Origin of the sequence: Allobosea sp. CS1GBMeth4 (assembly GCF_900185715.1) — a bacterium.
Classification (GTDB): domain Bacteria; phylum Pseudomonadota; class Alphaproteobacteria; order Rhizobiales; family Beijerinckiaceae; genus Allobosea.
In genome coordinates, this window is sequence record NZ_FYAS01000007.1 from 280,935 (window position 1) to 304,186 (window position 23,252).

The window sequence follows — 23,252 nt, forward strand, 5'->3', positions numbered from 1 at the left end:
CGCCGCCCGGATAGCGGCCGCGGGACCGCCCGTCACCAGGGGCGGCGCGGACCGGTGTCGATGTGGATCAGCCCGTTCCAGTAGACCTTGTGGCCACCGACCTCGGGCAGGGCGCGCGCCCATTCCAGGACGGTGCGCGGCCTGATGCCGGGCACCCGGAAATCCATCGCCTCGCAGCGCTTGTGATAGGAACCGCGCCGCGCGCGCCAGGGTGGCCGCCAGGTCGAGGTGACCTTCACCGCCCCGTACTTGTCGGAAATCCTGCCGAGGATGTCCTTCAGGACCGGCGGCAGACAGGCGATCGACGTGCCGGGATCGGTCGAGATTCCAGGCTTGTCGGGCTTCTCGTCCGGATCGAAGGCGGGTTCCTCGCCGGCCTGGCCGGGCGTGCGCTGCGGCCATTCCGGTCCCTCGTCGTCATCGGGCTGGGCGAGGGTGGGCGAAGGCGTCGTCGTCAGGCTGGCTTCGACCGGCGGCTGGGGGACCACGACGATCGCGGGCACGCCCGGCTTCGTCTGCAGGTCGAGATCGAAGGGGCGTTCGGGCGGGAGCGGCGCGAGCATCATCTGCTGCGCCCGAGCCGCCGCCCCGAGCATCGCGAGCGCGGCGCAGGCGCCCGCCAGCACGGTTCCGCGCAGCGCGCTCATGACAGGCGGGACGCCGGCGAGGGGGGCGCGGTGTTTATGTCGCGGTCGGTTCCTGGCCTCGGCATGCCCGCACCGGTTCTCCTGACGCATCGGCAGCGCTTGCCGACGAATCGAGCCGGCGCCGAAACTGACGTTGCGTCCACCTCTGCCACGCCTCGGCGCGTCGCGACAACCATTCGGCGCCGGCCGTGGCCGTTTGCGGAAAACGGCGCCGGAGCGGCCGGGAATCACGTCGGTTTGAAGAGCGGCGCGGCCATATGCGGCAAAGACATGGCGACAGCCGCGTTGTGCGTCGCGGCGAACCCTTGCGTGATTCTAAAGCAGGGTCTAATCGAACGGCGAGATTGAGGGCGCCGCCTCGGCGCCGGGTTGAAGCGGGGTGACAGATGCAAGCCCTTCCTGTGCAGTCCCTGCTGTCGGACTACCTGCCTCTGGTGATCTTCATCGGGCTGTCCGTCGTGATCGGGCTCGCGCTGCTGATCGCCCCGTTCGCCGTCGCCTATTCGAAGCCCGACGCCGAAAAGCTCTCGGCCTATGAATGCGGCTTCAACGCCTTCGACGACGCGCGCATGAAGTTCGACGTTCGCTTCTACCTCGTCGCCATCCTCTTCATCATCTTCGATCTCGAGGTCGCCTTCCTCTTTCCCTGGGCGGTGGCGTTCGGCGGCCTCGGCTGGTTCGGCTTCTGGTCGATGATGGTTTTCCTCGGCGTGCTGACGGTCGGCTTCGTCTACGAGTGGCGCAAGGGCGCGCTCGAGTGGGACTGACCATCTGTCGTGCAGGGGCTGACATCATCACGTCGCCGTTCTTACATTCGACGAAACCCAAAGGTTCGAACTGATGGCCATGACAGCGATCGATCGCGGTGACCCGCTCGTCGCGCCCGCGCCCAGGGGCCTGCTCGGCCCCGACGGCAAGCCCGTCGGCACGCGCGACCCCTATTTCGTCGAGATCAACAACGAGCTGGCCGACAAGGGCTTCCTGGTCACGGCGAGCGACGACCTGATCAACTGGGCCCGCACCGGCTCCCTGATGTGGATGACCTTCGGCCTCGCTTGCTGCGCGGTCGAGATGATGCAGCTCTCCATGCCGCGCTACGACGTCGAGCGTTTCGGCTTCGCCCCGCGCGCCTCGCCGCGCCAGTCCGACGTGATGATCGTCGCCGGCACGCTGACCAACAAGATGGCCCCGGCGCTGCGCAAGGTCTACGACCAGATGCCGGAGCCGCGCTACGTCATCTCGATGGGCTCCTGCGCCAATGGCGGCGGCTACTACCATTACAGCTATTCGGTGGTGCGCGGCTGCGACCGCATCGTGCCGATCGACGTCTATGTGCCGGGCTGCCCGCCGACCGCGGAAGCGCTGCTCTACGGCGTCCTGCTGCTACAGAAGAAGATCCGGCGGACCGGGACGATCGAGCGGTAACACGAGCGCGTCATGCCCGGGCTCGGCCCGGGCATCTCCTGACGGAGAGGCGCGAGGCGAGGAAGACGGGATTTGAGCCCCGTCCTGCATGAGGTGGTCGGGTCAAGCCGACCATGACGCGGAACGGGCAGAAGGTGATGCGATGAGCGAAGCGCTCGTGACATTGGGCGAAGAGATCAAGGCGGCGCTGCCCGGCGCGGTGACCGATATCGTCGTCGCCTATGGCGAACTCACGGTGTCGGCGCAGGCTACCGAGATCGTGCGGGTCCTCAGGACCCTCTACGACGATCCGCGCTTCCGCTTCGTCAATTTCACCGACATCGCCGGCGCCGACTACCCGCAGCGCGAGAAGCGTTTCGAGATCGTGTACCACCTGCTCTCGCCGCGCCACAACCAGCGTATCCGCGTCAAGGTGCAGACCGACGAGGCGACGCCGGTCCCCTCGGTGATCGAGGTCTTCCCGGCGGCGAACTGGTACGAGCGCGAGGCCTACGACTTCTACGGCATCCTGTTCTCGAACCATCCCGACCTGCGCCGCATCCTCACCGATTACGGCTTCGAGGGCTATCCGCTGCGCAAGGACTTCCCGCTGACCGGCTTCGTCGAGGTCCGCTACGACGACGAGCAGAAGCGCGTCGTCTACGAGCCGGTGAAGCTGAACCAGGAGTTCCGCAATTTCGACTTCCTCTCGCCCTGGGAAGGGACGGACTACGTCCTGCCGGGCGACGAGAAGGCCAAGGCGGGCTGAGGCGATGGGCGAGGCCGCGAGGGTATCGGGGCAGTGTCTGTGCGGCGCGGTGCGCTTCACGGCCGTTCCCGAAAAGCTGGAAATGGACGTCTGCCATTGCGGCATGTGCCGGCGCTGGAGCGGCGGCGTGCTCATGTCGGTGCCTTGCAACGGCCTCGAGCTCGAGAACGACAACGCGCTCGGCCGCTACGCCTCGTCCGAATGGGCCGAGCGCCTGTTCTGCAGGGAGTGCGGCACGAGCCTGTTCTGGCGCCTCCGGGGCGATGAGAGCGGCCACGTCGCCGTCGCCTTTCAGAGCATCGACGATCTGCCCGCGGTGAGCTTCGCCGAGGAGATCTTCATCGACGAGAAGCCGTCGCTGTACGAATTCGCCGGCGAGCGCTCTCGCAAGACCGGCGCGGAAGTCATCGCTGCCTTCGAAGCGCAGCAGCAGGAGGGGTGAGGATGACCGAGCACAACATCCGCAACTTCTCGATCAATTTCGGCCCGCAGCACCCGGCGGCGCACGGCGTTCTGCGCCTGGTGCTGGAGCTCGACGGCGAGGTCGTCGAGCGTGTCGACCCGCATATCGGCCTGCTGCATCGCGGCACCGAGAAGCTGATCGAGGCTAAGACCTATCTCCAGGCCGTGCCCTATTTCGACCGGCTCGACTATGTCGCGCCGATGAACCAGGAGCACGCCTACGCCCTCGCGGTCGAGAAGCTGATGGGCGTGACCGTGCCGCGCCGCGGCCAGCTCATCCGCGTGCTCTATTCCGAGATCGGCCGCATCCTCTCACATCTCCTCAACGTCACCACGCAGGCCATGGACGTCGGCGCGCTCCCCCCGCCGCTCTGGGGCTTCGAGGAGCGCGAGAAGCTGATGATCTTCTACGAGCGGGCGAGCGGCGCGCGCATGCACGCGGCCTATGTCCGCCCGGGCGGCGTCCATCAGGACCTGCCGACCTCGCTGATCCACGACATCGCCGAATGGTGCGACCCCTTCCTCCAGGTCTGCGACGACCTCGAGGGGCTGCTCACCGACAACCGCATCTTCAAGCAGCGCAATGTCGACATCGGCGTCGTCGACCTCGAGACCTGCTGGAAATGGGGCTTCTCGGGCGTGATGGTGCGCGGCTCCGGCGCGCCCTGGGACCTGCGCAAATCGCAGCCCTATGAATGCTACGAGGAGATGGAATTCGACATCCCCGTCGGCAAGAACGGCGACTGCTACGACCGCTACTGCATCCGCATGGAGGAGATGCGCCAGTCCGTGCGCATCATGAAGCAGTGCTGCGAGAAGCTGCTTTCGGCCGATGGCGGCGGCCCGGTCTCCTCGCTCGACGGCAAGATGGTGCCGCCCAAGCGCGGCGAGATGAAGCGCTCCATGGAAGCGCTGATCCACCATTTCAAGCTCTACACCGAGGGCTACCGCGTGCCCGAGGGCGAGGTCTATGCCGCCGTCGAGGCGCCGAAGGGCGAGTTCGGCGTCTATCTCGTCTCCGACGGCACCAACAAGCCCTATCGCTGCAAGATCAAGGCGCCGGGCTTCGCCCATCTCCAGGCCATGGATTTCATGTGCCGCAAGCACATGCTCGCCGACGTCTCCGCGATCCTCGGCTCCCTCGACATCGTCTTCGGGGAGGTCGATCGGTGAGGTTGGCCGCTGCCTTGATCGGTCTGCTCGGATGCACGATCGCCGCTTGCGGCGCGTCGGCGCAGTCGCGGCCGACCTATCAGCAGCTCGAAGGTGCCGGGTACCGCTACGTCGCCAAGGATCAACCCGGCTATGTGAGCTGGTGTTCCTGGATCTATGTGCGCCGTTGCACGGACCCGGTCTACAGCTGCAGCTGCGGCGGCCAGGATCCGAACTATGGGCGCTGCGCGCCGGCGTTACCGCGCGCCGCCGCCCATTATCGAAGCTATTGCCAGGGTTGAGAGCACCGAATGTCTGTCCGCCGCCTCGCACCCGATCATGTTCAGCCGGCCTCCTTCGCCTTCACTGCGGCGAACGAGAACTGGGCCGACCAGCAGATCGCCAAATACCCCGAAGGCCGCCAGGCTTCGGCCGTGATCCCGCTTTTGTGGAAGGCGCAGGAGCAGCATCACGGCTGGCTGCCGCGCGCCGCGATCGAGGCGGTGGCGAAGAAGCTCGGCATGGCGCCGATGCGGGTGCTGGAGGTCGCGACCTTCTACACCATGTTCAACCTGCAGCCGGTGGGCGAGCATTTCGTCCAGCTCTGCGGCACGACGCCTTGCGCGCTGCGCGGCGCCGAGGCGCTGAAGAAGGTCTGCGAGGAGGTGATCGGCCCGCAATCGACGGTCACCGCCGACGGCAAGTTGTCCTGGCTCGAGGTCGAGTGCCTCGGCGCTTGCTGCAACGCGCCGATGGCGCAGATCAATTTCGACTATTACGAAGACCTGACCCCCGAGAACTTCCGCAAGCTGCTCGGCGACCTGCGCGAGGGGCGCCCGGTCAAGCCCGGCCCTCAGGTCGACCGCTCCTGCTCGGAGCCGCTCGGCGGCGGCGAGACGCTGAAGGACGCCGCGCTCTATGACGGCTCGATGATCGGCGCCGGCGACTGGCAGGCGCGCATCACGACGCAGCGCGAGGAAGCCGCGATCAAGATCGCCAGCGAGAAGGCCGCGGCCGAGGCCAAGGCCAAGGCGGAAGCCGAGGCGGCCGCCGCCGCGAGCAAGGCCGGCCCGACCGACGTCAAGACCACGCCGGCGCCCGAGGCGGCCGCGCCCGGCCGGCCGAAGCCGTCCGCGCCGAAGCAGCCGGCCAACGCCGCGCAGGACACGCCCTCCGCGACGGGCAAGGCGATCAAGGATACGCCCGCCAAGGCGCCGGCACGCAAGCGGGCCGCCAAGCCCAAGTCGGAAGAGTGAGGTAGAGAGCCATGCTCGCTGATCGCGACCGCATCTTCACCAATCTCTACGGCCTGCACGACGCCGGGCTGAAGGCCGCCATGCAGCGCGGCGCCTGGGACGGCACCAAGTTCCTGCTCGAGCAGGGGCGCGACTGGATCATCGACGAGATGAAGAAGTCGGGCCTGCGCGGGCGCGGCGGCGCCGGCTTCCCGACCGGGCTGAAATGGTCGTTCATGCCCAAGCAGAGCGACGGGCGCCCGCACTATCTCGTCGTCAACGCCGACGAGTCGGAGCCGGGCACCTGCAAGGACCGCGAGATCATGCGCAACGACCCGCATACGCTGGTCGAGGGCTGCCTGATCGCCTCTTTCGCCATGGGCGCCAACGCGGCCTATATCTACATCCGCGGCGAATATGTCCGCGAGCGCGAGGCGCTGCAGCGCGCCGTCGACGAGGCCTATGAGGCGAACCTCATCGGCAAGAACAACAAGCACGGCTATCCCTTTGATCTCTATGTGCATCACGGGGCCGGCGCCTATATCTGCGGCGAAGAGACGGCGCTGCTGGAGAGCCTCGAGGGCAAGAAGGGCATGCCGCGGCTGAAGCCGCCTTTCCCGGCCAATGTCGGCCTCTATGGCTGCCCCACAACCGTCAACAACGTCGAGTCGATCGCGGTCGCGCCGACCATCCTGCGCCGCGGCGCCAGCTGGTTCTCCTCGATCGGCACGCCCAACAATGTCGGCACCAAGCTGTTCTGCATCTCGGGCCATGTGAACAAGCCCTGCAATGTCGAGGAGGCGATGGGGCTGACCTTCCGCGAGCTGATCGACCGCCATTGCGGCGGCATCCGCGGCGGCTGGGACAATCTCAAGGCGGTCATCCCCGGCGGCTCCTCGGTGCGCATGGTGCCGGCCGAGCAGATCATCGACACGCCGATGGATTTCGACTCGCTCTCCAAGCTGAAGTCCGGCCTCGGCACGGCGGCGGTGATCGTCATGGACAAGTCGACCGACATCGTCCGCGCCATCGCTCGCATCAGCTATTTCTACAAGCATGAGAGCTGCGGCCAGTGCACGCCCTGCCGCGAGGGCACGGGCTGGATGTGGCGCGTCGTCAGCCGCATGGCCGAAGGCCGCGCCCAGAAGCGCGAGATCGACATGCTGCTCGACGTGTCCAAGCAGATCGAGGGCCACACCATCTGCGCGCTGGGCGATGCTGCCGCCTGGCCGATCCAGGGCCTGATCAACCATTTCCGCCACGAGATCGAGCAGCGCATCGACGACTATGCCGCCAACCCGCACAGCGAGCCGGTCCGGCTCATGGCGGCGGAGTGAAACCATGACCAAACTCCTCATCGACGGCATCGAGGTCGACGTTCCGCCGGAGTACACCGTGCTCCAGGCCTGCGAGGCGGCGGGCGCCGAGATGCCGCGCTTCTGCTTCCACGAGCGGCTCTCGATCGCCGGCAATTGCCGCATGTGCCTGGTCGAGGTGAAGGGTGGCCCGCCGAAGCCGCAGGCGTCCTGCGCCATCGGCGTGCGCGACCTGCGTCCCGGCCCGAACGGCGAGCCGCCGGTCGTGCTGACCAAGTCGCCCATGGTCAAGAAGGCGCGCGAAGGGGTGATGGAGTTCCTGCTCATCAACCACCCGCTCGACTGCCCGATCTGCGACCAGGGCGGCGAGTGCGACCTGCAGGACCAGGCCATGGCCTATGGCGTCGACACCTCGCGCTTCGCCGAGAACAAGCGCGCCGTCGAGGACAAATATGTCGGCCCGCTGGTCCGGACCTCGATGAACCGCTGCATCCAGTGCACGCGCTGCGTCCGCTTCACCACCGAGGTCGCCGGCGCCACCGATCTCGGCGCGATCGGCCGCGGCGAGGACATGGAGATCACCACCTATCTCGAGCAGGCGATGAGCTCGGAGCTGCAGGGCAATGTCGTCGACCTCTGCCCGGTCGGAGCCCTGACCTCCAAGCCCTACCAGAACAAGGCCCGCCCCTGGGAGCTGACCAAGACCGAATCCATCGACGTGATGGACGCGGTCGGCTCGGCGATCCGGGTCGACTTGCGTGGCCGCGAGGTGATGCGCGTGCTGCCGCGCGTCAACGAGGCGGTGAACGAGGAGTGGATCTCCGACAAGCCCCGCCACATCGCCGACGGGCTCAAGACTCAGCGGCTCGACCGGCCCTATATCCGCGAGAACGGCGCGTTGCGCCCGGCGAGCTGGAGCGAGGCGCTCGCGCTGGTCGCCTCCAGGCTCAAGGCCGCCAAGCCGGAGCGCATCGGCGCCATCGCCGGCGACCTCGCAGCGGTCGAGGAGATCTATGCGCTCAAGGCGCTCATCGCCGGCCTCGGCTCGAGCAATCTCGATTGCCGCCAGGACGGGGCGAAGCTCGATCCGGGCTTCGGCCGCGCCAGCTACATCCTCAACAGCGGCATCGCCGGCATCGAGGATGCGACCTCGCTGCTGATCATCGGCTCGAACCCGCGCCGCGAGGCGCCGATCGTCAATGCCCGCGTCCGCAAGCGCTGGCTGCGCGGCGACTTCAAGGTCTCGCTGATCGGCGAGAAGGTCGACCTGACCTACGCCTACGACCATCTCGGCGCCGGGCCGGAGACGCTGGCCGATCTGGTCAGGCGTGCGGGCGTCGCCGGCGAGCGGCCGATGGTGCTGGTCGGGCAGGGTGCTCTCGCCCGCGCCGACGGCGCCGCCGTGCTCTCGCTCGCGGCCAAGGCCGCCGAGGTCCTCGGCGCGGTCAAGGACGGCTGGAACGGCTTCGGCGTGCTGCATACGGCGGCCGCCCGCGTCGGCGCCCTCGATCTCGGCTTCGTGCCGGGGCAGGGCGGCCTCGACGTCGCCGGCATGACGGCGGCCGGGGCGCTCGACGTGCTCTTCCTGCTCGGTGCCGACGAGATCGAGGTGCCGGCCGGCGCCTTCGTGATCTATCAGGGCAGCCATGGCGATCGCGGCGCGCATCGCGCCGATGTGATCCTGCCGGGCGCCGCCTACACCGAGAAGTCCGGTACCTATGTCAACACCGAGGGGCGGGTGCAGATGGCGGCCCGCGCCACCTTCCCGCCCGGCGAGGCCAAGGAGGACTGGGCGATCCTGCGGGCGCTCTCCGCGTCGCTCGGCAAGCCGCTGCCCTTCGACTCGCTGTCGGCGCTGCGGCGCGAGCTCTACGCCGCGCATCCCCATTTCGCCGCCGTCGACACGGTGGCGGAAGGCGACCGCGCCGGGCTGGCGCGGCTGGCCGGCCAGGGCGGCGCCACCGACAAGGCCGGCTTCGTCCCGGCCGTCAGCGACTTCTACACCACGAACCCGATCGCCCGCGCTTCGGCGGTGATGGCGGAATGCTCGGCGCTGGCTTCCGGCCGCATGCGCCAGGCGGCGGAGTAGCCTCAGATGAACTGGGACCTCGTCCTCGACCTCGCGATCATCGCCGGCAAGAGCCTGCTGCTGCTGGTCTGCCTCCTGGTCTTCATCGCCTATATCCTGCTCGCCGACCGCAAGGTCTGGGCGGCGGTGCAGCTGCGCCGCGGCCCGAACGTGGTCGGCCCCTTCGGCCTGTTCCAGAGCTTCGCCGACCTGCTGAAATTCGTCTTCAAGGAGCCGATCGTCCCGTCGGGCTCCAACAAGGGCGTGTTCCTGCTGGCGCCGCTGGTCTCCTGCGTGCTCGCCCTGGCGGCCTGGGCGGTGATCCCGGTGGCCGAAGGCTGGGCGATCGCCGACATCAATGTCGGCATCCTCTACATCTTCGCGATCTCCTCGCTCGGCGTCTACGGCGTCATCATGGGCGGCTGGGCCTCGAACTCGAAATACCCGTTCCTCGGCGCCCTGCGCTCGGCGGCGCAGATGGTCTCCTACGAGGTCTCGATCGGCTTCGTGATCATCACCGTGCTGCTCTGCGTCGGCTCGCTCAACCTCTCGGCGATCGTCGAGGCGCAGAACTCGAAGGCGGGCCTGTTCGGCTGGTACTGGCTGCCGCTCTTCCCGATGTTCGTGGTCTTCTTCATCTCGGCGCTGGCCGAGACGAACCGGCCGCCCTTCGACCTGCCGGAGGCGGAATCGGAGCTCGTCGCCGGCTTCATGGTCGAGTACTCCTCGACCCCGTATCTGCTGTTCATGCTCGGCGAATACGTGGCGATCATGACCATGTGCTCGCTGACCACGATCCTGTTCCTCGGCGGCTGGCTGCCGCCGTTCCCGATCGCGCCCTTCACCTGGCTGCCGGGCGTGTTCTGGTTCGCGCTCAAGGTCTGCCTGGTCTTCTTCATGTTCGCGATGGTGAAGGCCTTCGTGCCGCGCTACCGCTACGACCAGCTGATGCGGCTGGGCTGGAAGGTCTTCCTGCCGCTCTCGCTGGTCTCGGTCGTCGTGGTGGCCGCGGTGCTGCAGATCACCGGCTGGGGCCCCGCGCCCTGATGGCGGGGCAGGCCGGCCTGATCGGAGCCCTGATCGGCTTCGTCGTCGGCCTGATCGAGTATCGGCTCGTCACGGGCGTCGTGTTCGGTGCGTTGCGCCGCACCGACACTTCGCGGACGCAGGCCGAGAAGGATGACTACGAACGGCGCATCCGCCTCCTGAAGGCGGCGGTGCTGGTGGTTTCGGTGGGCGGGCTGCCCATCGTCGGTTACCTGGTCGGCCGGACAGTGTTTGGCTGAGACGAGAGAAGGACGGGAAGATGTCACTCGCGCAAGCCGCCAAGGGACTGCTCCTCAAGGAGTTCGTCGGCGCTTTCGTCCTGTCGATGCGCTATTTCTTCAAGCCGAAGGCGACGCTGAACTATCCCTTCGAGAAGGGGCAGCTCTCGCCGCGCTTCCGCGGTGAGCATGCGCTGCGCCGCTATCCGAACGGCGAGGAGCGCTGTATCGCCTGCAAGCTCTGCGAGGCGATCTGCCCGGCGCAGGCGATCACGATCGAGGCCGGCCCGCGCCGCAATGACGGCACGCGCCGCACCACGCGCTACGACATCGACATGACGAAGTGCATCTATTGCGGCTTCTGCCAGGAGGCCTGCCCGGTCGACGCCATCGTCGAGGGCCCGAATTTCGAGTTCGCCACGGAGACGCGCGAGGAGCTGTTCTACGACAAGGACAAGCTGCTCGACAACGGCGCCCGCTGGGAGCGCGAGATCGCGCGCAACATCGCGATGGATGCGCCCTATCGCTGAGGATTGCGGTCCGTCGCGCGGTTGTCGCGCTAGGCGGGCCTGACTATAGACGCTCCGAACTGCGGCGGGAGTCGACCCGCCGTTTGACGAAACGAGGGCCGCCCGCAAGGGCGGAAAGGCTGGCGAAGATGAATGCCGCAGCGGCTTTCTTCTATCTCTTCTCGGGCGTCACCATCGCCTCGGCGCTGATGGTGATTTCGGCGCGCAACCCGGTGCATTCCGTGTTGTTCCTGATCCTCGCCTTCGTCAACGCGGCGGGCCTGTTCCTGCTGCTCGGGGCCGAGTTCCTGGCGATGCTGCTGGTGGTCGTCTATGTCGGCGCCGTCGCGGTGCTCTTCCTCTTCGTGGTGATGATGCTCGACGTCGACTTCGCCGAGCTGCGCCAGGGCTTCCTGCAATATCTGCCGATCGGCGGCCTGATCGGCCTGATCTTCGCGGTCGAGCTGCTGCTCGTCGTCGGCGCCTGGGTGATCGACCCGCAGATCGTGCGCGCGCCGGTCGCGGCGATTCCGGCGAACGTCACCAACACCGCCGCGCTCGGCCAGGTGCTGTACACCAAGTACATCTACTACTTCCAGGCGGCCGGCCTGGTCCTGCTGGTCGCGATGATCGGCGCGATCGTGCTGACCCTGCGCGACCGTCCCGGCGTCAAGCGCCAGAACATTCCGGCCCAGAACGCCCGCACCAAGGCGGCGGCGATGGATGTGAAGACGGTGCCTTCGCGCGCCGGCGTTCCCGAGGAGATGGCGTGATGATGAATTCATCGCACACGCCAAATCTCCTGCAGCAATGGGCGATCCTGCCTGAATGGGCCATCGGCTCGTTTATCGGAATCGTGACCGCGATCGCCGGAATGCTCGCCTTCGCCTGGCTGAAGGATCACCGCGGCATTCTCATGACGAAGAACCGCGGATTTGCGCGGCGGAGGCAGAATTGATGATCGGCCTGGGCCACTACCTCGCGGTCGCCGCGATCCTGTTCACGCTCGGCGTGCTCGGCATCTTCATCAACCGCAAGAACGTCATCGTCATCCTGATGTCGGTCGAGCTGATCCTGCTCTCGGTCAACCTCAACTTCGTCGCCTTCTCGAGCTTCCTGAACGACATCGTCGGCCAGGTCTTCGCGCTGCTGGTGCTGACCGTCGCTGCCGCCGAGGCCGCGATCGGGCTCGCCATCCTCGTCGTCTACTTCCGCAACCGCGGCACGATCGCGGTGGAAGACATCAACATGATGAAAGGCTGAGCGCGGAAACGCGCCCGTAACCTGCCATGTATCAAGCGATCGTCTTCCTCCCCCTGATCGGCTTCCTCATCGCCGGCCTCTTCGGCCGGCTGATCGGCGCCCGCGCCTCGGAGATCGTCACCACCACGCTGCTGCTGATCTCGGGCGTCCTGTCCTGGATCGCCCTGTTCCAGGTCGGCTTCGGTCCCGGCACCACCCGCGTCCAGGTCGCGACCTGGCTCGCCTCGGCCGATCTGCGCGTCGACTGGGCCTTTCGCATCGACACGCTGACCGCGGTCATGCTGGTGGTCGTCAACACCGTCTCCTCGCTCGTGCACGTCTATTCGATCGGCTACATGCACGAGGATCCGTCGCGGCCGCGCTTCTTCGCCTATCTCTCGCTGTTCACCTTCGCCATGCTGATGCTGGTGACGGCTGACAACCTCGTCCAGATGTTCTTCGGCTGGGAGGGCGTCGGCCTCGCCTCCTATCTGCTGATCGGCTTCTGGTACCAGAAGCCTTCGGCCAACGCCGCCGCGATCAAGGCCTTCGTCGTCAACCGCGTCGGCGATTTCGGCTTCCTGCTCGGCATCTTCCTGATCTTCGTGCTGTTCGGCGCCGTCACCTTCGACGCGATCTTCCCGAAGGTCGGCGAGATGACCTCGCAGACCTTCCGCTTCCTCGGCTATGAGTGGAACGCGCTGACCCTGACCTGCCTCTTGCTGTTCATGGGCGCCATGGGCAAGTCGGCGCAGTTCCTGCTGCACACCTGGCTGCCGGACGCGATGGAGGGCCCGACCCCGGTCTCGGCGCTGATCCATGCCGCGACCATGGTCACCGCCGGCGTCTTCATGGTGGCGCGCCTGTCGCCGATCTTCGAATACGCCCCGGTCGCGCTGACCGTCGTCGTCGTCATCGGCGCCACCACCGCCTTCTTCGCCGCGACCGTTGGCCTGGTGCAGAACGACATCAAGCGCGTCATCGCCTATTCGACCTGCTCGCAGCTCGGCTACATGTTCGTCGCGCTCGGCGTCGGCGCCTATTCGGCCGGCATCTTCCACCTGTTCACCCACGCCTTCTTCAAGGCGCTGCTGTTCCTGGGCGCCGGCTCGGTCATCCATGCGATGCATCACGAGCAGGACATGCGGAACATGGGCGGCCTCAGGAAGTACATTCCGTTCACCGCTGCGGCCATGACGATCGGCACGCTGGCGCTGACAGGCTTCCCGCTCTTCGCCGGCTACTTCTCGAAGGACGCGATCATCGAGAGCGCCTATGCCTCGACCGCGCATGGCGGCTTCGCCAGCTCCTATGCCTTCGTGCTCCTGGTCGTCGCCGCCCTGATGACCTCGTTCTACTCCTGGCGGCTCTATTTCATGACCTTCGAGGGCGCGCCGCGCTGGGCCGGCCACGGCCATGGTCACGACGCCCATGCGCACGGTCACGGCGCCGATGATCACGCCCATGCCGCGCATGGCCACGACGATCACGCTCATGACCACCACGACCACCAGCCGCATGAGAGCCCGCTCGTCATGCTGATCCCGCTCGCCGTGCTGTCGCTCGGCGCGCTCGCGGCCGGCTACGCCTTCAAGGAGGCCTTCATCGGCCACGACTACGAGCACTTCTGGAAGGCGGCGCTGTTCACCGGCAAGGACAACCACATCCTGCACGCCATGCACGACGTGCCGAAATGGGTGGTCTGGTCGCCCTTCGTCGCGATGCTGATCGGCTTCCTGCTGGCGCTCTACATGTACGTGCTGCGCCCGGAGGTGCCCGGCAAGCTCGCCGCAGCCAACCCGGTGCTCTACGGCTTCCTGCTCAACAAGTGGTATTTCGACGAGATCTACGACTTCCTGTTCGTGCGCCCGGCCAAATGGCTCGGCCGCTTCCTCTGGAAGAAGGGCGACGGCCTCGTCATCGATGGCCTCGGCCCCGACGGGGTCTCGGCCCGCGTCGTCGACGTGACCAACCGGGTCGTGCGGCTGCAGACCGGCTACGTCTACCACTATGCCTTCGCCATGCTGATCGGCGTTGCCGGGCTGGTGACCTGGTACCTCATGGCCCGCGGGTGAGATGATGTCCTTCGGTTTCGGTATCCTCACCGGTCTCCTGGTCCTGCCGCTGGTCGGCGCCGCCTTCATCCTGGTGCAGCGCGGCGACGAGGCCGCGGTCGGCTCGAACGCCCGCTGGGCGGCGATGTTCTTCACGACCGCGAACTTCTTCCTCGCGCTCTATGCCTGGAGCCTGTTCGACCCGGCCAATCCCGGCTTCCAGATGGTCGAGACCCATGCCTGGGTCTCCGACGCCATCAGGTTCAAGCTCGGCGTCGACGGCTTCTCCTTCCCCTTCGTGGTCCTCACCGCCTTCCTGATGCCGTTCTGCATCCTGGCGTCCTGGACCTCGGTCGAGAAGCGGGTGCGCGAATACATGGTCGCGTTCCTGATCCTCGAGACGCTGATGATCGGCGTCTTCGTCGCGCTCGACCTCGTGCTGTTCTACCTGCTCTTCGAAGCGGGCCTGATCCCGATGTTCCTGATCATCGGCATCTGGGGCGGCAAGCGCCGGGTCTACGCCAGCTACAAGTTCTTCCTCTACACGCTGCTCGGCTCGGTGCTGATGCTGCTCGCCATCATGGCGATGTACTGGAACGCCGGCACCACCGACATCCCGACACTGCTGACCCACAAGTTCCCGGTCCGGATGCAGCCCTGGCTCTGGCTCGCCTTCTTCGCCTCCTTCGCGGTGAAGATGCCGATGTGGCCGGTCCACACCTGGCTGCCCGACGCGCATGTCGAGGCGCCGACGGCGGGTTCGGTCATCCTGGCCGCGATCCTGCTGAAGATGGGCGGCTACGGCTTCATCCGCTTCTCGATCCCGATGTTCCCTGACGCCTCGGCGATGTTCGCGCCGCTGGTCTTCGCGCTCTCCGTCATCGCCATCATCTACACCTCGCTGGTGGCGCTGATGCAGGAGGACATCAAGAAGCTGATCGCCTACTCCTCGGTGGCGCATATGGGCTTCGTCACCATGGGCCTGTTCACCCTGACGCCGCAGGGCATCCAGGGCGCGATGTTCCAGATGGTCAGCCACGGCCTGGTTTCGGGCGCGCTCTTCCTCTGTGTCGGCGTGATCTACGACCGCATGCACACCCGCGAGATCGCCGCCTATGGCGGGCTGGTGAACCGCATGCCGCTCTATGCGGTGGTGTTCATGATCTTCACCATGGCCAATGTCGGCCTGCCGGGCACCGCCGGCTTCGTCGGCGAGTTCCTGACGCTGATGGGCGCCTTCAAGGCCAATCCCTGGGTGTCCTTCCTGGCGACGACCGGCGTCATCCTCTCGGCGGGCTATGCGCTCTGGCTCTATCGCCGCGTCGTCTTCGGCGAGCTCACCAAGCCCGAGCTCAAGACCATCACCGACCTCAACGCCCGCGAGATCGCGATCTTCGCGCCGCTCGTCCTGCTGACGATCTGGTACGGCATCGCCCCCGGCACGATCCTCGACGCCTTCGCGGCGCCGACCGAAGCCCTCATCAAGAACTATCAGGCCGCCATCACCGCCGCGAAGACGGCGATGCTGGTCGCGCAATAAGGCTGCCCGCGATGACCTTGCCTGCACTCGGCCCCGCGCTTCCCGAAATCGTCCTGGCGCTCGGCGCCATCGCCATGGTGCTCTATGGCGCACTTCAGGGCGACCGCGCGACGCGCACGCTCGAGGTCGCGGCGCTCGCGCTGCTGGCGCTGGCGCTGGTGCTCGTCCTGCGCGGCGAAGGCAAGGTCGTGACCTTCAACGGCGCCTTCGTCGCCGACGGCTTCGCCCGCTTCATGAAGGTGCTGACGCTGGTCGGTGCCGCGGCCGCCATCGTGCTTTCGGCGGATTTCCTGCGCCGCGACGGCGCCATGCGCTTCGAGTTCCCGATCCTCGTCATTCTCGCCACCGTCGGCATGATGATGATGATCTCTGCCAATGACCTGATCGGTCTTTACGTTGGCTTGGAATTGCAGTCGCTCGCGCTCTATGTCGTCGCCGCCTTCGACCGTGACAATCCGCGCTCGACCGAGGCGGGCCTGAAATACTTCGTCCTCGGCGCGCTCTCCTCGGGCATGCTGCTCTACGGCAGCTCGCTGGTCTACGGCTTCACCGGCACGGTGAGCTATGCCGGCATCGCCGAGGCGGTGAAGGGCGGCCATACCGGCATCGGCCTGATCATCGGCCTCGTCTTCGTCGCCGCCGGCGTCGCCTTCAAGATCTCGGCCGTGCCGTTCCACATGTGGACGCCGGACGTCTATGAAGGCGCCCCGACCCCGGTCGCCGCCTTCTTCGCCTCGGCGCCCAAGATGGCGGCGATGGCGATGACCGTGCGCGTCTTCGTCGGCGCCTTCCCCGGGGCCCTGCACGACTGGCAGCAGATCGTCGTCTTCATGTCGATCGCCTCCATGGCGCTCGGCGCCTTCGCCGCGATCGGCCAGAGCAACATCAAGCGACTGCTCGCCTATTCCTCGATCGCCAACATGGGTTACGCGCTGGTCGGCCTCGCCGCCGGCACGCCTGCCGGCATCCAGGGCGTGATGACCTATATGGCGATCTATCTCGCCACCACGCTCGCCGCCTTCGCCTGCGTTCTGATGATGAACCGCGACGGCAAGCCGGTCGAGGAGATCGGCGAGCTCGCCGGCCTGTCCCGCACCAATGGCTGGATGGCCTTCGCGATGTCGATGATGATGTTCTCGCTCGCCGGCATCCCGCCGCTCGCCGGCTTCTGGGCGAAATGGTACGTCTTCCTCGCCGCGATCGAGGCCAAGCTCTATGTGCTCGCCGTGGTCGGCGTGGTCACCAGCGTCGTCGGCGCCTATTATTACCTGCGCGTCGTCAAGGTGATCTATTTCGACGACGCCAGGCCCGCCTTCGACAAGGGCGATGCCGGCGTACGCACCGTCCTGCTGATCTCGGCGCTGTTCGTGCTGGTGTTGTCCTTCGTGCCGGCGCCGCTGTTCGATTCCGCCGCCGCGGCGGCGAAGTCGCTGTTCTGATGCTCCCCCGCCATTCCGGGACGGCCCATGGGGCCGGGCCCGGAATCCATGAACACCTGCTTTCCGTCATGGTCGGGCTTGTCCCGACCATCCACGTCTTCTTCCGGCGCATGCGGTGTTCGAGACCTGGATGCTCGCCACAGGGGCAAGCATGACGGTCTGGACGAGCGTCGTGTTCATGGGTTCCGGACTCGCCGCTCCGCGGCATCCCGGCATGACAGCCGAGCCATGCTGAGCGAATCCGCACGCGCCGCCGGCTACCGCCTGATCGTCCGCGACGCGGTCGCCTCGACGATGGAGGAGGCGCGGCGGGCGCTGGCCGAGGGCGATCCGGGGCGGCTCTGGATCGTCGCGAGGAGCCAGAACGCCGGCCGGGGCCGGCATGGCCGGCAATGGGGCTCGCCGCCGGGCAATCTCTACGCCAGCCTGCTCCTCGCTGCGCCCTGCGAGCCGGCGCTCGCGCCGCAGCTCGGCTTCGTCGCGGGGCTCGCCTTGCATGACGCGGCCGCGGCGGTCACGGAATTGTCCGCGCCGGCGCTCGCCCTGAAATGGCCGAACGACCTGCTGATCGGCGGCGCCAAGGCCGCGGGCCTGCTGCTCGAAGGCGAGAGCCGGGCAGGGCACTTCAGCGTCGTCATCGGTTTCGGGGTCAACGTCGCCTCCTCGCCGGAAGGAACGCCCTATCCCGCGACGCATCTCGCGGCGCATGCGGCCGAGGCGAGCGTCGAACGCCTGCTGGAAGCCCTGTCGGACAGCTGGCATCGGCGCTTCGGCGCATGGTCGCTGCCGGGGGGCTTCGGCCCGACCCGCGCGGCCTGGCTCGATCGCGCCGCCTATCTCGGCCAGACCATCACCATGCGCCTGCCGGAAGGGCCGGTCTCCGGCCGCTTCCTCGGCCTCGACGCCTCCGGGCGGCTTGAGCTTGGCACGGAAGCAGGCGCGCGCCTGATCGACGCCGGCGATCTCTATTTCGGCTCGACGCCCAGCTCCGTTGCACCGGCAGGCTGATCAGTGCCTCCGCCGCTCCTGCCGCTATGGAGACAACGGCAAGGGCATGCTAGAGCCGAAACGTTCCGGCGGATCCCCTCGTCATTCCGGGGCGGCCCGCAGGGTCGAGCCCGGAACCCATGAACACGATGGCGTTCGGTATCGCTCGCCGGTGGCCGCCTGCCTTGAAGGCACGGTGTTCATGGGTTCCGGGCTCGTCGCTTCGCGCCGCCCCGGAATGACGGTGGAGCCGGCCGAACTGCCCGCATTGAGATAGGACTGCCACGTGACCCGTTCCAGCGACCAGCTCGTCTTCGTTCCGCTCGGTGGCCTCGGCGAGATCGGCATGAACGCCGCGCTCTACGGCTTCGGGCCGGAGAAGAAGCGCAAATGGATCCTGGTCGATTGCGGGCTCTCCTTCGCCGGGCCGGAGGTGCCGGGCGTCGATATCGTCCTGCCCGACCTGACCTACATCATCGAGGACCGGGCCAACCTGCTCGGCATCGTCATCACCCACGCCCATGAGGACCATATCGGGGCGCTTGCCGCGCTCTGGCCCTCGCTGCGCGTGCCGGTCTGGTGCACGCGCTTCGCCGCCGGACTGCTGGCGACGCGGCGCCTGTCGGAGCCGGGCGCGCCCAAGGTCGAGATGAACATCGTCGCCCAGGGCGGACGCTTCGCGCTCGGCCCCTTCGACATCGAATTCGTCCCGGTGGCCCATTCGATCCCGGAATCGAATGCGCTCGCGATCCGCACCCCGGCCGGACTCGTCGTCCACAGCGGCGACTGGAAGATCGACCCGACGCCGCAGGTCGGCCTGCCGACCGACGAGAAGCGCCTGCGCGAGCTCGGCGACGAGGGCGTCCTCGCACTGGTCTGCGACTCCACCAACGTCCTGCGCGACGGCATCAGCCCGAGCGAGGCCGATGTCGCCGCCAAGCTCAGCGAGCTCGTGCACACCGCGCCGAACCGCGTCGCCGTCACCACCTTCGCCTCGAACGTCGCGCGCCTTCGCGCGGTGGCCGAAGCTGCCATGGCCAATCAGCGCGAGGTGGTCGTCGTCGGCCGCGCCATGGATCGCGTCATCGATGTCGCCCGCGAATGCGGCTATCTCGACGGCATCCCCGCCTTCCGCTCGGTCGAGACCTATGGCTACCTGCCGCGCGACAAGGTGGTCGCGCTCCTGACCGGCAGCCAGGGCGAGCCCCGCGCCGCCCTGTCGCGCATCGCCGCGGACGACCATCCGGAGATCGCGCTGGCCGCGGGGGACCGGGTGATCTTCTCCTCGCGCACCATCCCCGGCAACGAGAAGGCGGTCGGCGCGATCCTGAATCGGCTGGCGCGCGACAATATCGAGGTCATCACCGACCGTACGCATCTGGTGCACGTCTCCGGCCATCCCCGGCGCGAGGAATTGGCGCGGCTCTATGGCTGGCTGAAGCCGAAGATCGCGATCCCCGCCCATGGCGAGGACCAGCATTTGACCGAGCATGCCAGCTTCGCCCGCAGCCTCGGCGTCAAGCACGTGCTGCGCGCCGGCAACGGCGACGTCGTTGCGATCGCCGAGGACGGCGCCCGCAAGCTCACCGAGGTCCGGCACGGCCGGCTCTACCAGGATGGCGAGCTGCTGGTCGGCGCGCTCGACCGCACCATTCCCGAGCGCCGCCGGCTCTCCTTCGTCGGAGTGATCTCGGTCGCGGTCGCCCTCGACGAGAAAGGCGAGCTCGCCGGCGATCCCGAGGTCGCCTTGATCGGCCTGCCGCTCGCCGCCAGGGACGGAACCCCCTTCGACGATATCGTCGCCGATGCGGTCGAGGATCTGATCGAAGGCATGCCCAAGGCCAAGCGCCGCGATCCGGAGGCCGTCCGCAACGCGCTCGAGCGCGGCGTGCGTGCCGCGGTCAACGAGGAGTGGGGCAAGAAGCCGCTGGTGAACGCGCTGGTGATCGCGGTGTAGGATCGGCCAGTCGCCCGCCGAGCCTGAACGGAGCTCTCGAATGATCGGACGCCTCAACCATGTCGCCATCGCCGTGAAGGATCTCGCGGCTTCGACGGCTCTCTATCGCGACACGCTCGGCGCCCGCGTCTCGCAGCCGCTGCCGCAGCCGGAGCACGGCGTCACCGTGGTCTTCGTCGAACTGCCGAACACCAAGGTCGAGCTGCTGGAGCCGCTCGGGGCGGATTCGCCGATCGGCAAGTTCCTGGAGCGGAATGCCGACGGCGGCATCCACCATATCTGCTACGAGGTCGACGACATCCTCGCCGCCCGCGACCGGCTGAAGGCGCAGGGCGCGCGTGTGCTCGGTTCGGGCGAGCCGCGCATCGGCGCGCATGGCAAGCCGGTGCTCTTCCTGCATCCCAAGGACTTCTGCGGCACCCTCGTCGAGCTGGAGCAGGCCTGAGCCATGACGTCCGAGATCGCGTTCTTCGGCGAACCGGAGGCCGGCTCGCCGCGCCCCTTCAGCCTCGCCACCCGGGCAGGCGGCCTCGTCTTCGTCTCCGGCCAGTCTGCGCCGCATGATCCGGCCAAAGGGATCGTACGGGGCGGGACACCGGCCGAGCAGGTGCGGCAGGCGCTGACGCATGTCGCCGGCATCCTGGCTGACGCCGGCAGCAGCCTCGACCGGGTCGTGCAGGTGACGATGCTGATCAGCGACCCGGCCGACTACGCCGCCTGCAATGCCGAATATGTGAAGCATTTTCCGCTGGGCCTGCCGGCGAGGCACACGGCGCGTTTCGGCGTGCCGACGGAGGCGAAGGTCGCGTTCTCCTGCATCGCCCTGGCCGGCGAGGACCGTGCATCATGACGATCGGCGGCGGCCTCGCGGTCTATTTCGTGATCTGGTGGACCGTGCTGTTCGCCGTGCTGCCCTTCGGCGTCCGCAGCCAGGCCGAGAGCGGCGAGGTCGAGAAGGGTACCGAGCCCGGAGCGCCGGTTCTGCCTGGTCTGGTCAAGAAGGCGATCGCGACCACGATCCTGGCCGGGATCGTCTTCGGCATCGTCTGGTTTGCCTGGACGCAGCTCGAGATCTGAACGCCCTCCGCTGCAACCCAGCGTATAGGCAAAAACAAAAGGCAAGGCTTTCGCCCTGCCTTTGAAAGTCTGTTTTTTACCGCAGTATCGGCGCGCCGTTGTTCGTGCGCACTCATATACCGGACGGCTGTTTGTTCCTCCCAAGACCTGGTCCGCGGCGCCCGGAAAACGGTCGGGCGAGCCCAGCGCCGAATTGAGTAGCGGATCGCAACAGTGTTGTCACCCGTTTAGGCAGGCCGCGCCCGAACTTTTTGCAAAATTATGCGAGTTTGCTCTTGTGCGCTGCAACATTGTTCGCCGCATACCGCTGCGCGCCTTGTTCCAGTCATAGGATGCCGCTACTCGCTGCCTCTCAGACGCGCCGGGCCGTTCCGGCGGTCAGGAGAGGTTTCCGATGCTTCGCACCACGCTCGCCGCCCTCGCGCTTTCCGCCTCTTTCGGCCTGGCCCAGTCCCAGGCCCATGCCCAGGCGCCAGCGCCGGCCAATCTCGATCCGCAGAACACCGTGGTGCTCGAGACCAAGGACGGCCGGGTCACCATCCGCCTGCGGCCCGATCTCGCCCCCAAGCATGTCGAGCAGATCAAGGCGCTGACTAAGCGCGGCTTCTACGACGGCATCGTCTTCCACCGCGTCATCGACGGCTTCATGGCTCAGACCGGCGATCCGCGGGGCGACGGCACCGGCGGCTCCGACCTGCCCAACATCCCGGCCGAGTTCACGCCGACGCCGTACAAGGTCGGTTCGGTCGGCATGGCGCGCTCGCAGAGCCCGAACTCGGCCAACTCGCAATTCTTCATCTGCTATGAGGGCTGCGGTTCGCTGACCGGCCAGTACACCCTGTTCGGCGAGGTCGTCTCCGGCATGGACGTGGTGCGCAAGATCAAGAAGGGCAGCAGCGCCAACAACGGCTCTGTCAGCAATCCCGACAAGATCATCCGCATGCGCCTGCTCGCGGACGCCAAGTAAGCCCATGCGCCGCTCGCGCGTGCCTGCGCTCGCTGTCCTGCTGCTGGCCTGCGCCGGCGGCACGGCGCCGGCGCAGGAGACGCGCGATCTCGGGCTGCCGCCCCCGTCCGGCTCGCAGAACCCCGTCCTGCCGCCGCCTTCGGGCTCGCAGAACCCGGTGCTGCCGCCGCAATCGGGCCAGCGCTACATGCCGGGCATCGGCGGCCCCTTCGGCGAGGGCACGCGCCGCCCGGTCGTGCCGTCGCCGACGCCCGGTGTCGACCGCGGCGTCAACGGCACCGTCACTCCCGAGACGATCGGCCTCGGCGAGGAGACCATGGACCGGCTCGACCAGATCGGGCCGGCGCTGCGGCGCTGCTGGCACCCGCCCGCGCTCGAGGCGGGAGCGAGCGCGAGCGCCACCGTCCGCTTCAGCCTGCGCCGCGACGGCACCTTGTTCGGCCAGCCGCGCGTGACCTGGGAGATGCGGCGCGCCCCGCCCGGTCTGCGCGAGCGCTTCACCGACTCGCTGATGCGCGCCGTGCGCGATTGCACGCCGATGAGGTTGTCGCCGGGGCTCGGAGGGAGTATCGCAGGCCGCCCGATCACCATCCGCTTCTTCGGCCGCGTGCCGACCAACGAAAGATCAGTCTGATGTCGCTCGACCCCGAGAACACCCTCGTCATGGAGACCACCAAGGGCCGTGTGGTGATCAAGCTGCGGCCGGACCTCGCCCCGAAGCATGTCGAGCGCATCAAGCTGCTCGCCCGCGAGGGCTTCTATGACGGCATCGTCTTTCACCGCGTCATCGACGGCTTCATGGCGCAGGTCGGCTGCCCGCACGGCACCGGCACCGGCGGCTCGAGCTACCCGGACCTCGCCCAGGAGTTCAACGCCGAGCCGCATGTCCGCGGCATCTGCTCGATGGCCCGCGCCCAGAACCCGAATTCGGCCAACAGCCAGTTCTTCATCGTCTTCGACGATGCCCGCTTCCTCGACAAGCAGTACACGGTCTGGGGCCAGGTCGTGGAAGGCATGGAGAACGTCGACAGGATCAAGCGCGGCGAGCCGGTGCGCGATCCCGACTCCATCGTCTCGATGAAGGTGATGGCGGACGCCTGAGGCGTGCCCGCGCCTTCGTCATTGCGCGGAGCGTAGCGGCGAAGCAATCCGGGAGTGGCAG

General features: G+C 67.3%; 27 protein-coding genes. 26 read left to right on the plus strand and 1 reads right to left on the minus strand.

Going from position 1 to position 23,252, the window contains the following annotated elements; genetic code table 11:
* Positions 1-32: 32 nt before the first annotated feature.
* Positions 33-647 (minus strand): D-Ala-D-Ala carboxypeptidase family metallohydrolase, encoded by a 615-nt coding sequence (locus tag CS1GBM4_RS04710; protein ID WP_186417517.1) that lies wholly within the window; start codon positions 645-647, stop codon positions 33-35.
* Positions 648-1,048: 401 nt separating this feature from the next.
* Between CS1GBM4_RS04710 and CS1GBM4_RS04715 the strand changes: the two genes are divergently transcribed.
* From CS1GBM4_RS04715 to CS1GBM4_RS04840, 26 genes are all read left to right on the plus strand, one after another.
* The gene (locus tag CS1GBM4_RS04715) at positions 1,049-1,414 is read left to right on the plus strand and encodes an NADH-quinone oxidoreductase subunit A (RefSeq protein WP_186417583.1); all 366 of its coding nucleotides are present in this window, start codon (positions 1,049-1,051) and stop codon (positions 1,412-1,414) included.
* Positions 1,415-1,493: 79 nt separating this feature from the next.
* Positions 1,494-2,072, plus strand: a complete 579-nt coding sequence (locus tag CS1GBM4_RS04720) for an NADH-quinone oxidoreductase subunit B (RefSeq protein WP_186417584.1) — start codon at positions 1,494-1,496, stop codon at positions 2,070-2,072.
* A gap of 142 nt (positions 2,073-2,214) precedes the next feature.
* The gene (locus CS1GBM4_RS04725; RefSeq protein WP_186417518.1) at positions 2,215-2,820 is read left to right on the plus strand and encodes an NADH-quinone oxidoreductase subunit C; all 606 of its coding nucleotides are present in this window, start codon (positions 2,215-2,217) and stop codon (positions 2,818-2,820) included.
* A gap of 4 nt (positions 2,821-2,824) precedes the next feature.
* The gene (locus CS1GBM4_RS04730) at positions 2,825-3,262 is read left to right on the plus strand and encodes a GFA family protein (protein WP_186417519.1); all 438 of its coding nucleotides are present in this window, start codon (positions 2,825-2,827) and stop codon (positions 3,260-3,262) included.
* A gap of 2 nt (positions 3,263-3,264) precedes the next feature.
* Entirely contained in the window at positions 3,265-4,455 is a 1,191-nt protein-coding gene (locus tag CS1GBM4_RS04735) for an NADH-quinone oxidoreductase subunit D (protein WP_186417520.1), read from the plus strand.
* 14 nt (positions 4,456-4,469) lie between these two features.
* On the plus strand, positions 4,470-4,736 hold the full coding sequence (locus CS1GBM4_RS04740; protein WP_186417521.1) for a hypothetical protein: 267 nt from the start codon (positions 4,470-4,472) through the stop codon (positions 4,734-4,736).
* A gap of 9 nt (positions 4,737-4,745) precedes the next feature.
* Positions 4,746-5,690 carry an NADH-quinone oxidoreductase subunit NuoE gene (nuoE, locus tag CS1GBM4_RS04745; protein ID WP_186417522.1) on the plus strand — a complete coding sequence of 315 codons (945 nt, stop codon included), beginning with the start codon at positions 4,746-4,748 and terminating at the stop codon, positions 5,688-5,690.
* An 11-nt stretch (positions 5,691-5,701) separates the two neighbouring features.
* On the plus strand, positions 5,702-7,006 hold the full coding sequence (gene nuoF, locus CS1GBM4_RS04750; RefSeq protein ID WP_186417523.1) for an NADH-quinone oxidoreductase subunit NuoF: 1,305 nt from the start codon (positions 5,702-5,704) through the stop codon (positions 7,004-7,006).
* Between the two features lie 4 nt (positions 7,007-7,010).
* Positions 7,011-9,074, plus strand: a complete 2,064-nt coding sequence (nuoG, locus tag CS1GBM4_RS04755; protein WP_186417524.1) for an NADH-quinone oxidoreductase subunit NuoG — start codon at positions 7,011-7,013, stop codon at positions 9,072-9,074.
* 6 nt (positions 9,075-9,080) lie between these two features.
* Positions 9,081-10,100, plus strand: a complete 1,020-nt coding sequence (gene nuoH, locus CS1GBM4_RS04760) for an NADH-quinone oxidoreductase subunit NuoH (protein WP_186417525.1) — start codon at positions 9,081-9,083, stop codon at positions 10,098-10,100.
* Complete coding sequence (locus CS1GBM4_RS04765; RefSeq protein WP_186417526.1) at positions 10,100-10,339, plus strand: hypothetical protein; 240 nt, start codon at positions 10,100-10,102, stop codon at positions 10,337-10,339. Before nuoH ends, CS1GBM4_RS04765 begins: the two co-directional genes overlap by 1 nt.
* A 20-nt stretch (positions 10,340-10,359) precedes the next feature.
* A complete protein-coding gene (gene nuoI, locus CS1GBM4_RS04770; RefSeq protein ID WP_186417527.1) occupies positions 10,360-10,848 on the plus strand; it encodes an NADH-quinone oxidoreductase subunit NuoI in 489 nt (162 codons plus the stop codon).
* Positions 10,849-10,976: 128 nt separating this feature from the next.
* Positions 10,977-11,600 carry an NADH-quinone oxidoreductase subunit J gene (locus CS1GBM4_RS04775; protein ID WP_186417528.1) on the plus strand — a complete coding sequence of 208 codons (624 nt, stop codon included), beginning with the start codon at positions 10,977-10,979 and terminating at the stop codon, positions 11,598-11,600.
* Positions 11,600-11,785, plus strand: coding sequence for a hypothetical protein (locus tag CS1GBM4_RS04780; RefSeq protein ID WP_186417529.1), 186 nt, complete (start codon positions 11,600-11,602; stop codon positions 11,783-11,785). Before CS1GBM4_RS04775 ends, CS1GBM4_RS04780 begins: the two co-directional genes overlap by 1 nt.
* Entirely contained in the window at positions 11,782-12,090 is a 309-nt protein-coding gene (nuoK, locus tag CS1GBM4_RS04785; protein WP_056713315.1) for an NADH-quinone oxidoreductase subunit NuoK, read from the plus strand. Before CS1GBM4_RS04780 ends, nuoK begins: the two co-directional genes overlap by 4 nt.
* A 26-nt stretch (positions 12,091-12,116) precedes the next feature.
* Positions 12,117-14,144, plus strand: coding sequence for an NADH-quinone oxidoreductase subunit L (gene nuoL / locus CS1GBM4_RS04790; protein WP_186417530.1), 2,028 nt, complete (start codon positions 12,117-12,119; stop codon positions 14,142-14,144).
* A 4-nt stretch (positions 14,145-14,148) separates the two neighbouring features.
* Positions 14,149-15,663, plus strand: coding sequence for an NADH-quinone oxidoreductase subunit M (locus CS1GBM4_RS04795; protein WP_186417531.1), 1,515 nt, complete (start codon positions 14,149-14,151; stop codon positions 15,661-15,663).
* An 11-nt stretch (positions 15,664-15,674) separates the two neighbouring features.
* Complete coding sequence (gene nuoN, locus CS1GBM4_RS04800; protein ID WP_186417532.1) at positions 15,675-17,102, plus strand: NADH-quinone oxidoreductase subunit NuoN; 1,428 nt, start codon at positions 15,675-15,677, stop codon at positions 17,100-17,102.
* Positions 17,103-17,330: 228 nt separating this feature from the next.
* A complete protein-coding gene (locus CS1GBM4_RS04805) occupies positions 17,331-18,110 on the plus strand; it encodes a biotin--[acetyl-CoA-carboxylase] ligase (protein ID WP_186417533.1) in 780 nt (259 codons plus the stop codon).
* A 265-nt stretch (positions 18,111-18,375) separates the two neighbouring features.
* Complete coding sequence (locus tag CS1GBM4_RS04810) at positions 18,376-20,046, plus strand: ribonuclease J (RefSeq protein ID WP_186417534.1); 1,671 nt, start codon at positions 18,376-18,378, stop codon at positions 20,044-20,046.
* A gap of 40 nt (positions 20,047-20,086) precedes the next feature.
* Positions 20,087-20,491 carry a methylmalonyl-CoA epimerase gene (gene mce / locus CS1GBM4_RS04815; RefSeq protein ID WP_186417535.1) on the plus strand — a complete coding sequence of 135 codons (405 nt, stop codon included), beginning with the start codon at positions 20,087-20,089 and terminating at the stop codon, positions 20,489-20,491.
* A 3-nt stretch (positions 20,492-20,494) separates the two neighbouring features.
* Complete coding sequence (locus CS1GBM4_RS04820; RefSeq protein ID WP_186417536.1) at positions 20,495-20,896, plus strand: RidA family protein; 402 nt, start codon at positions 20,495-20,497, stop codon at positions 20,894-20,896.
* On the plus strand, positions 20,893-21,123 hold the full coding sequence (locus tag CS1GBM4_RS04825; protein WP_186417537.1) for a DUF1467 family protein: 231 nt from the start codon (positions 20,893-20,895) through the stop codon (positions 21,121-21,123). Before CS1GBM4_RS04820 ends, CS1GBM4_RS04825 begins: the two co-directional genes overlap by 4 nt.
* 394 nt (positions 21,124-21,517) lie before the next feature.
* Positions 21,518-22,090, plus strand: coding sequence for a peptidylprolyl isomerase (locus CS1GBM4_RS04830; RefSeq protein WP_186417538.1), 573 nt, complete (start codon positions 21,518-21,520; stop codon positions 22,088-22,090).
* A gap of 4 nt (positions 22,091-22,094) precedes the next feature.
* Entirely contained in the window at positions 22,095-22,724 is a 630-nt protein-coding gene (locus CS1GBM4_RS04835; RefSeq protein ID WP_186417539.1) for a hypothetical protein, read from the plus strand.
* Positions 22,724-23,191: a peptidylprolyl isomerase gene (locus tag CS1GBM4_RS04840; protein WP_186417540.1), complete on the plus strand. Its 468-nt coding sequence runs from the start codon at positions 22,724-22,726 to the stop codon at positions 23,189-23,191. The genes CS1GBM4_RS04835 and CS1GBM4_RS04840 overlap by 1 nt, the downstream gene beginning before the upstream one ends.
* Positions 23,192-23,252 lie beyond the last annotated feature (61 nt).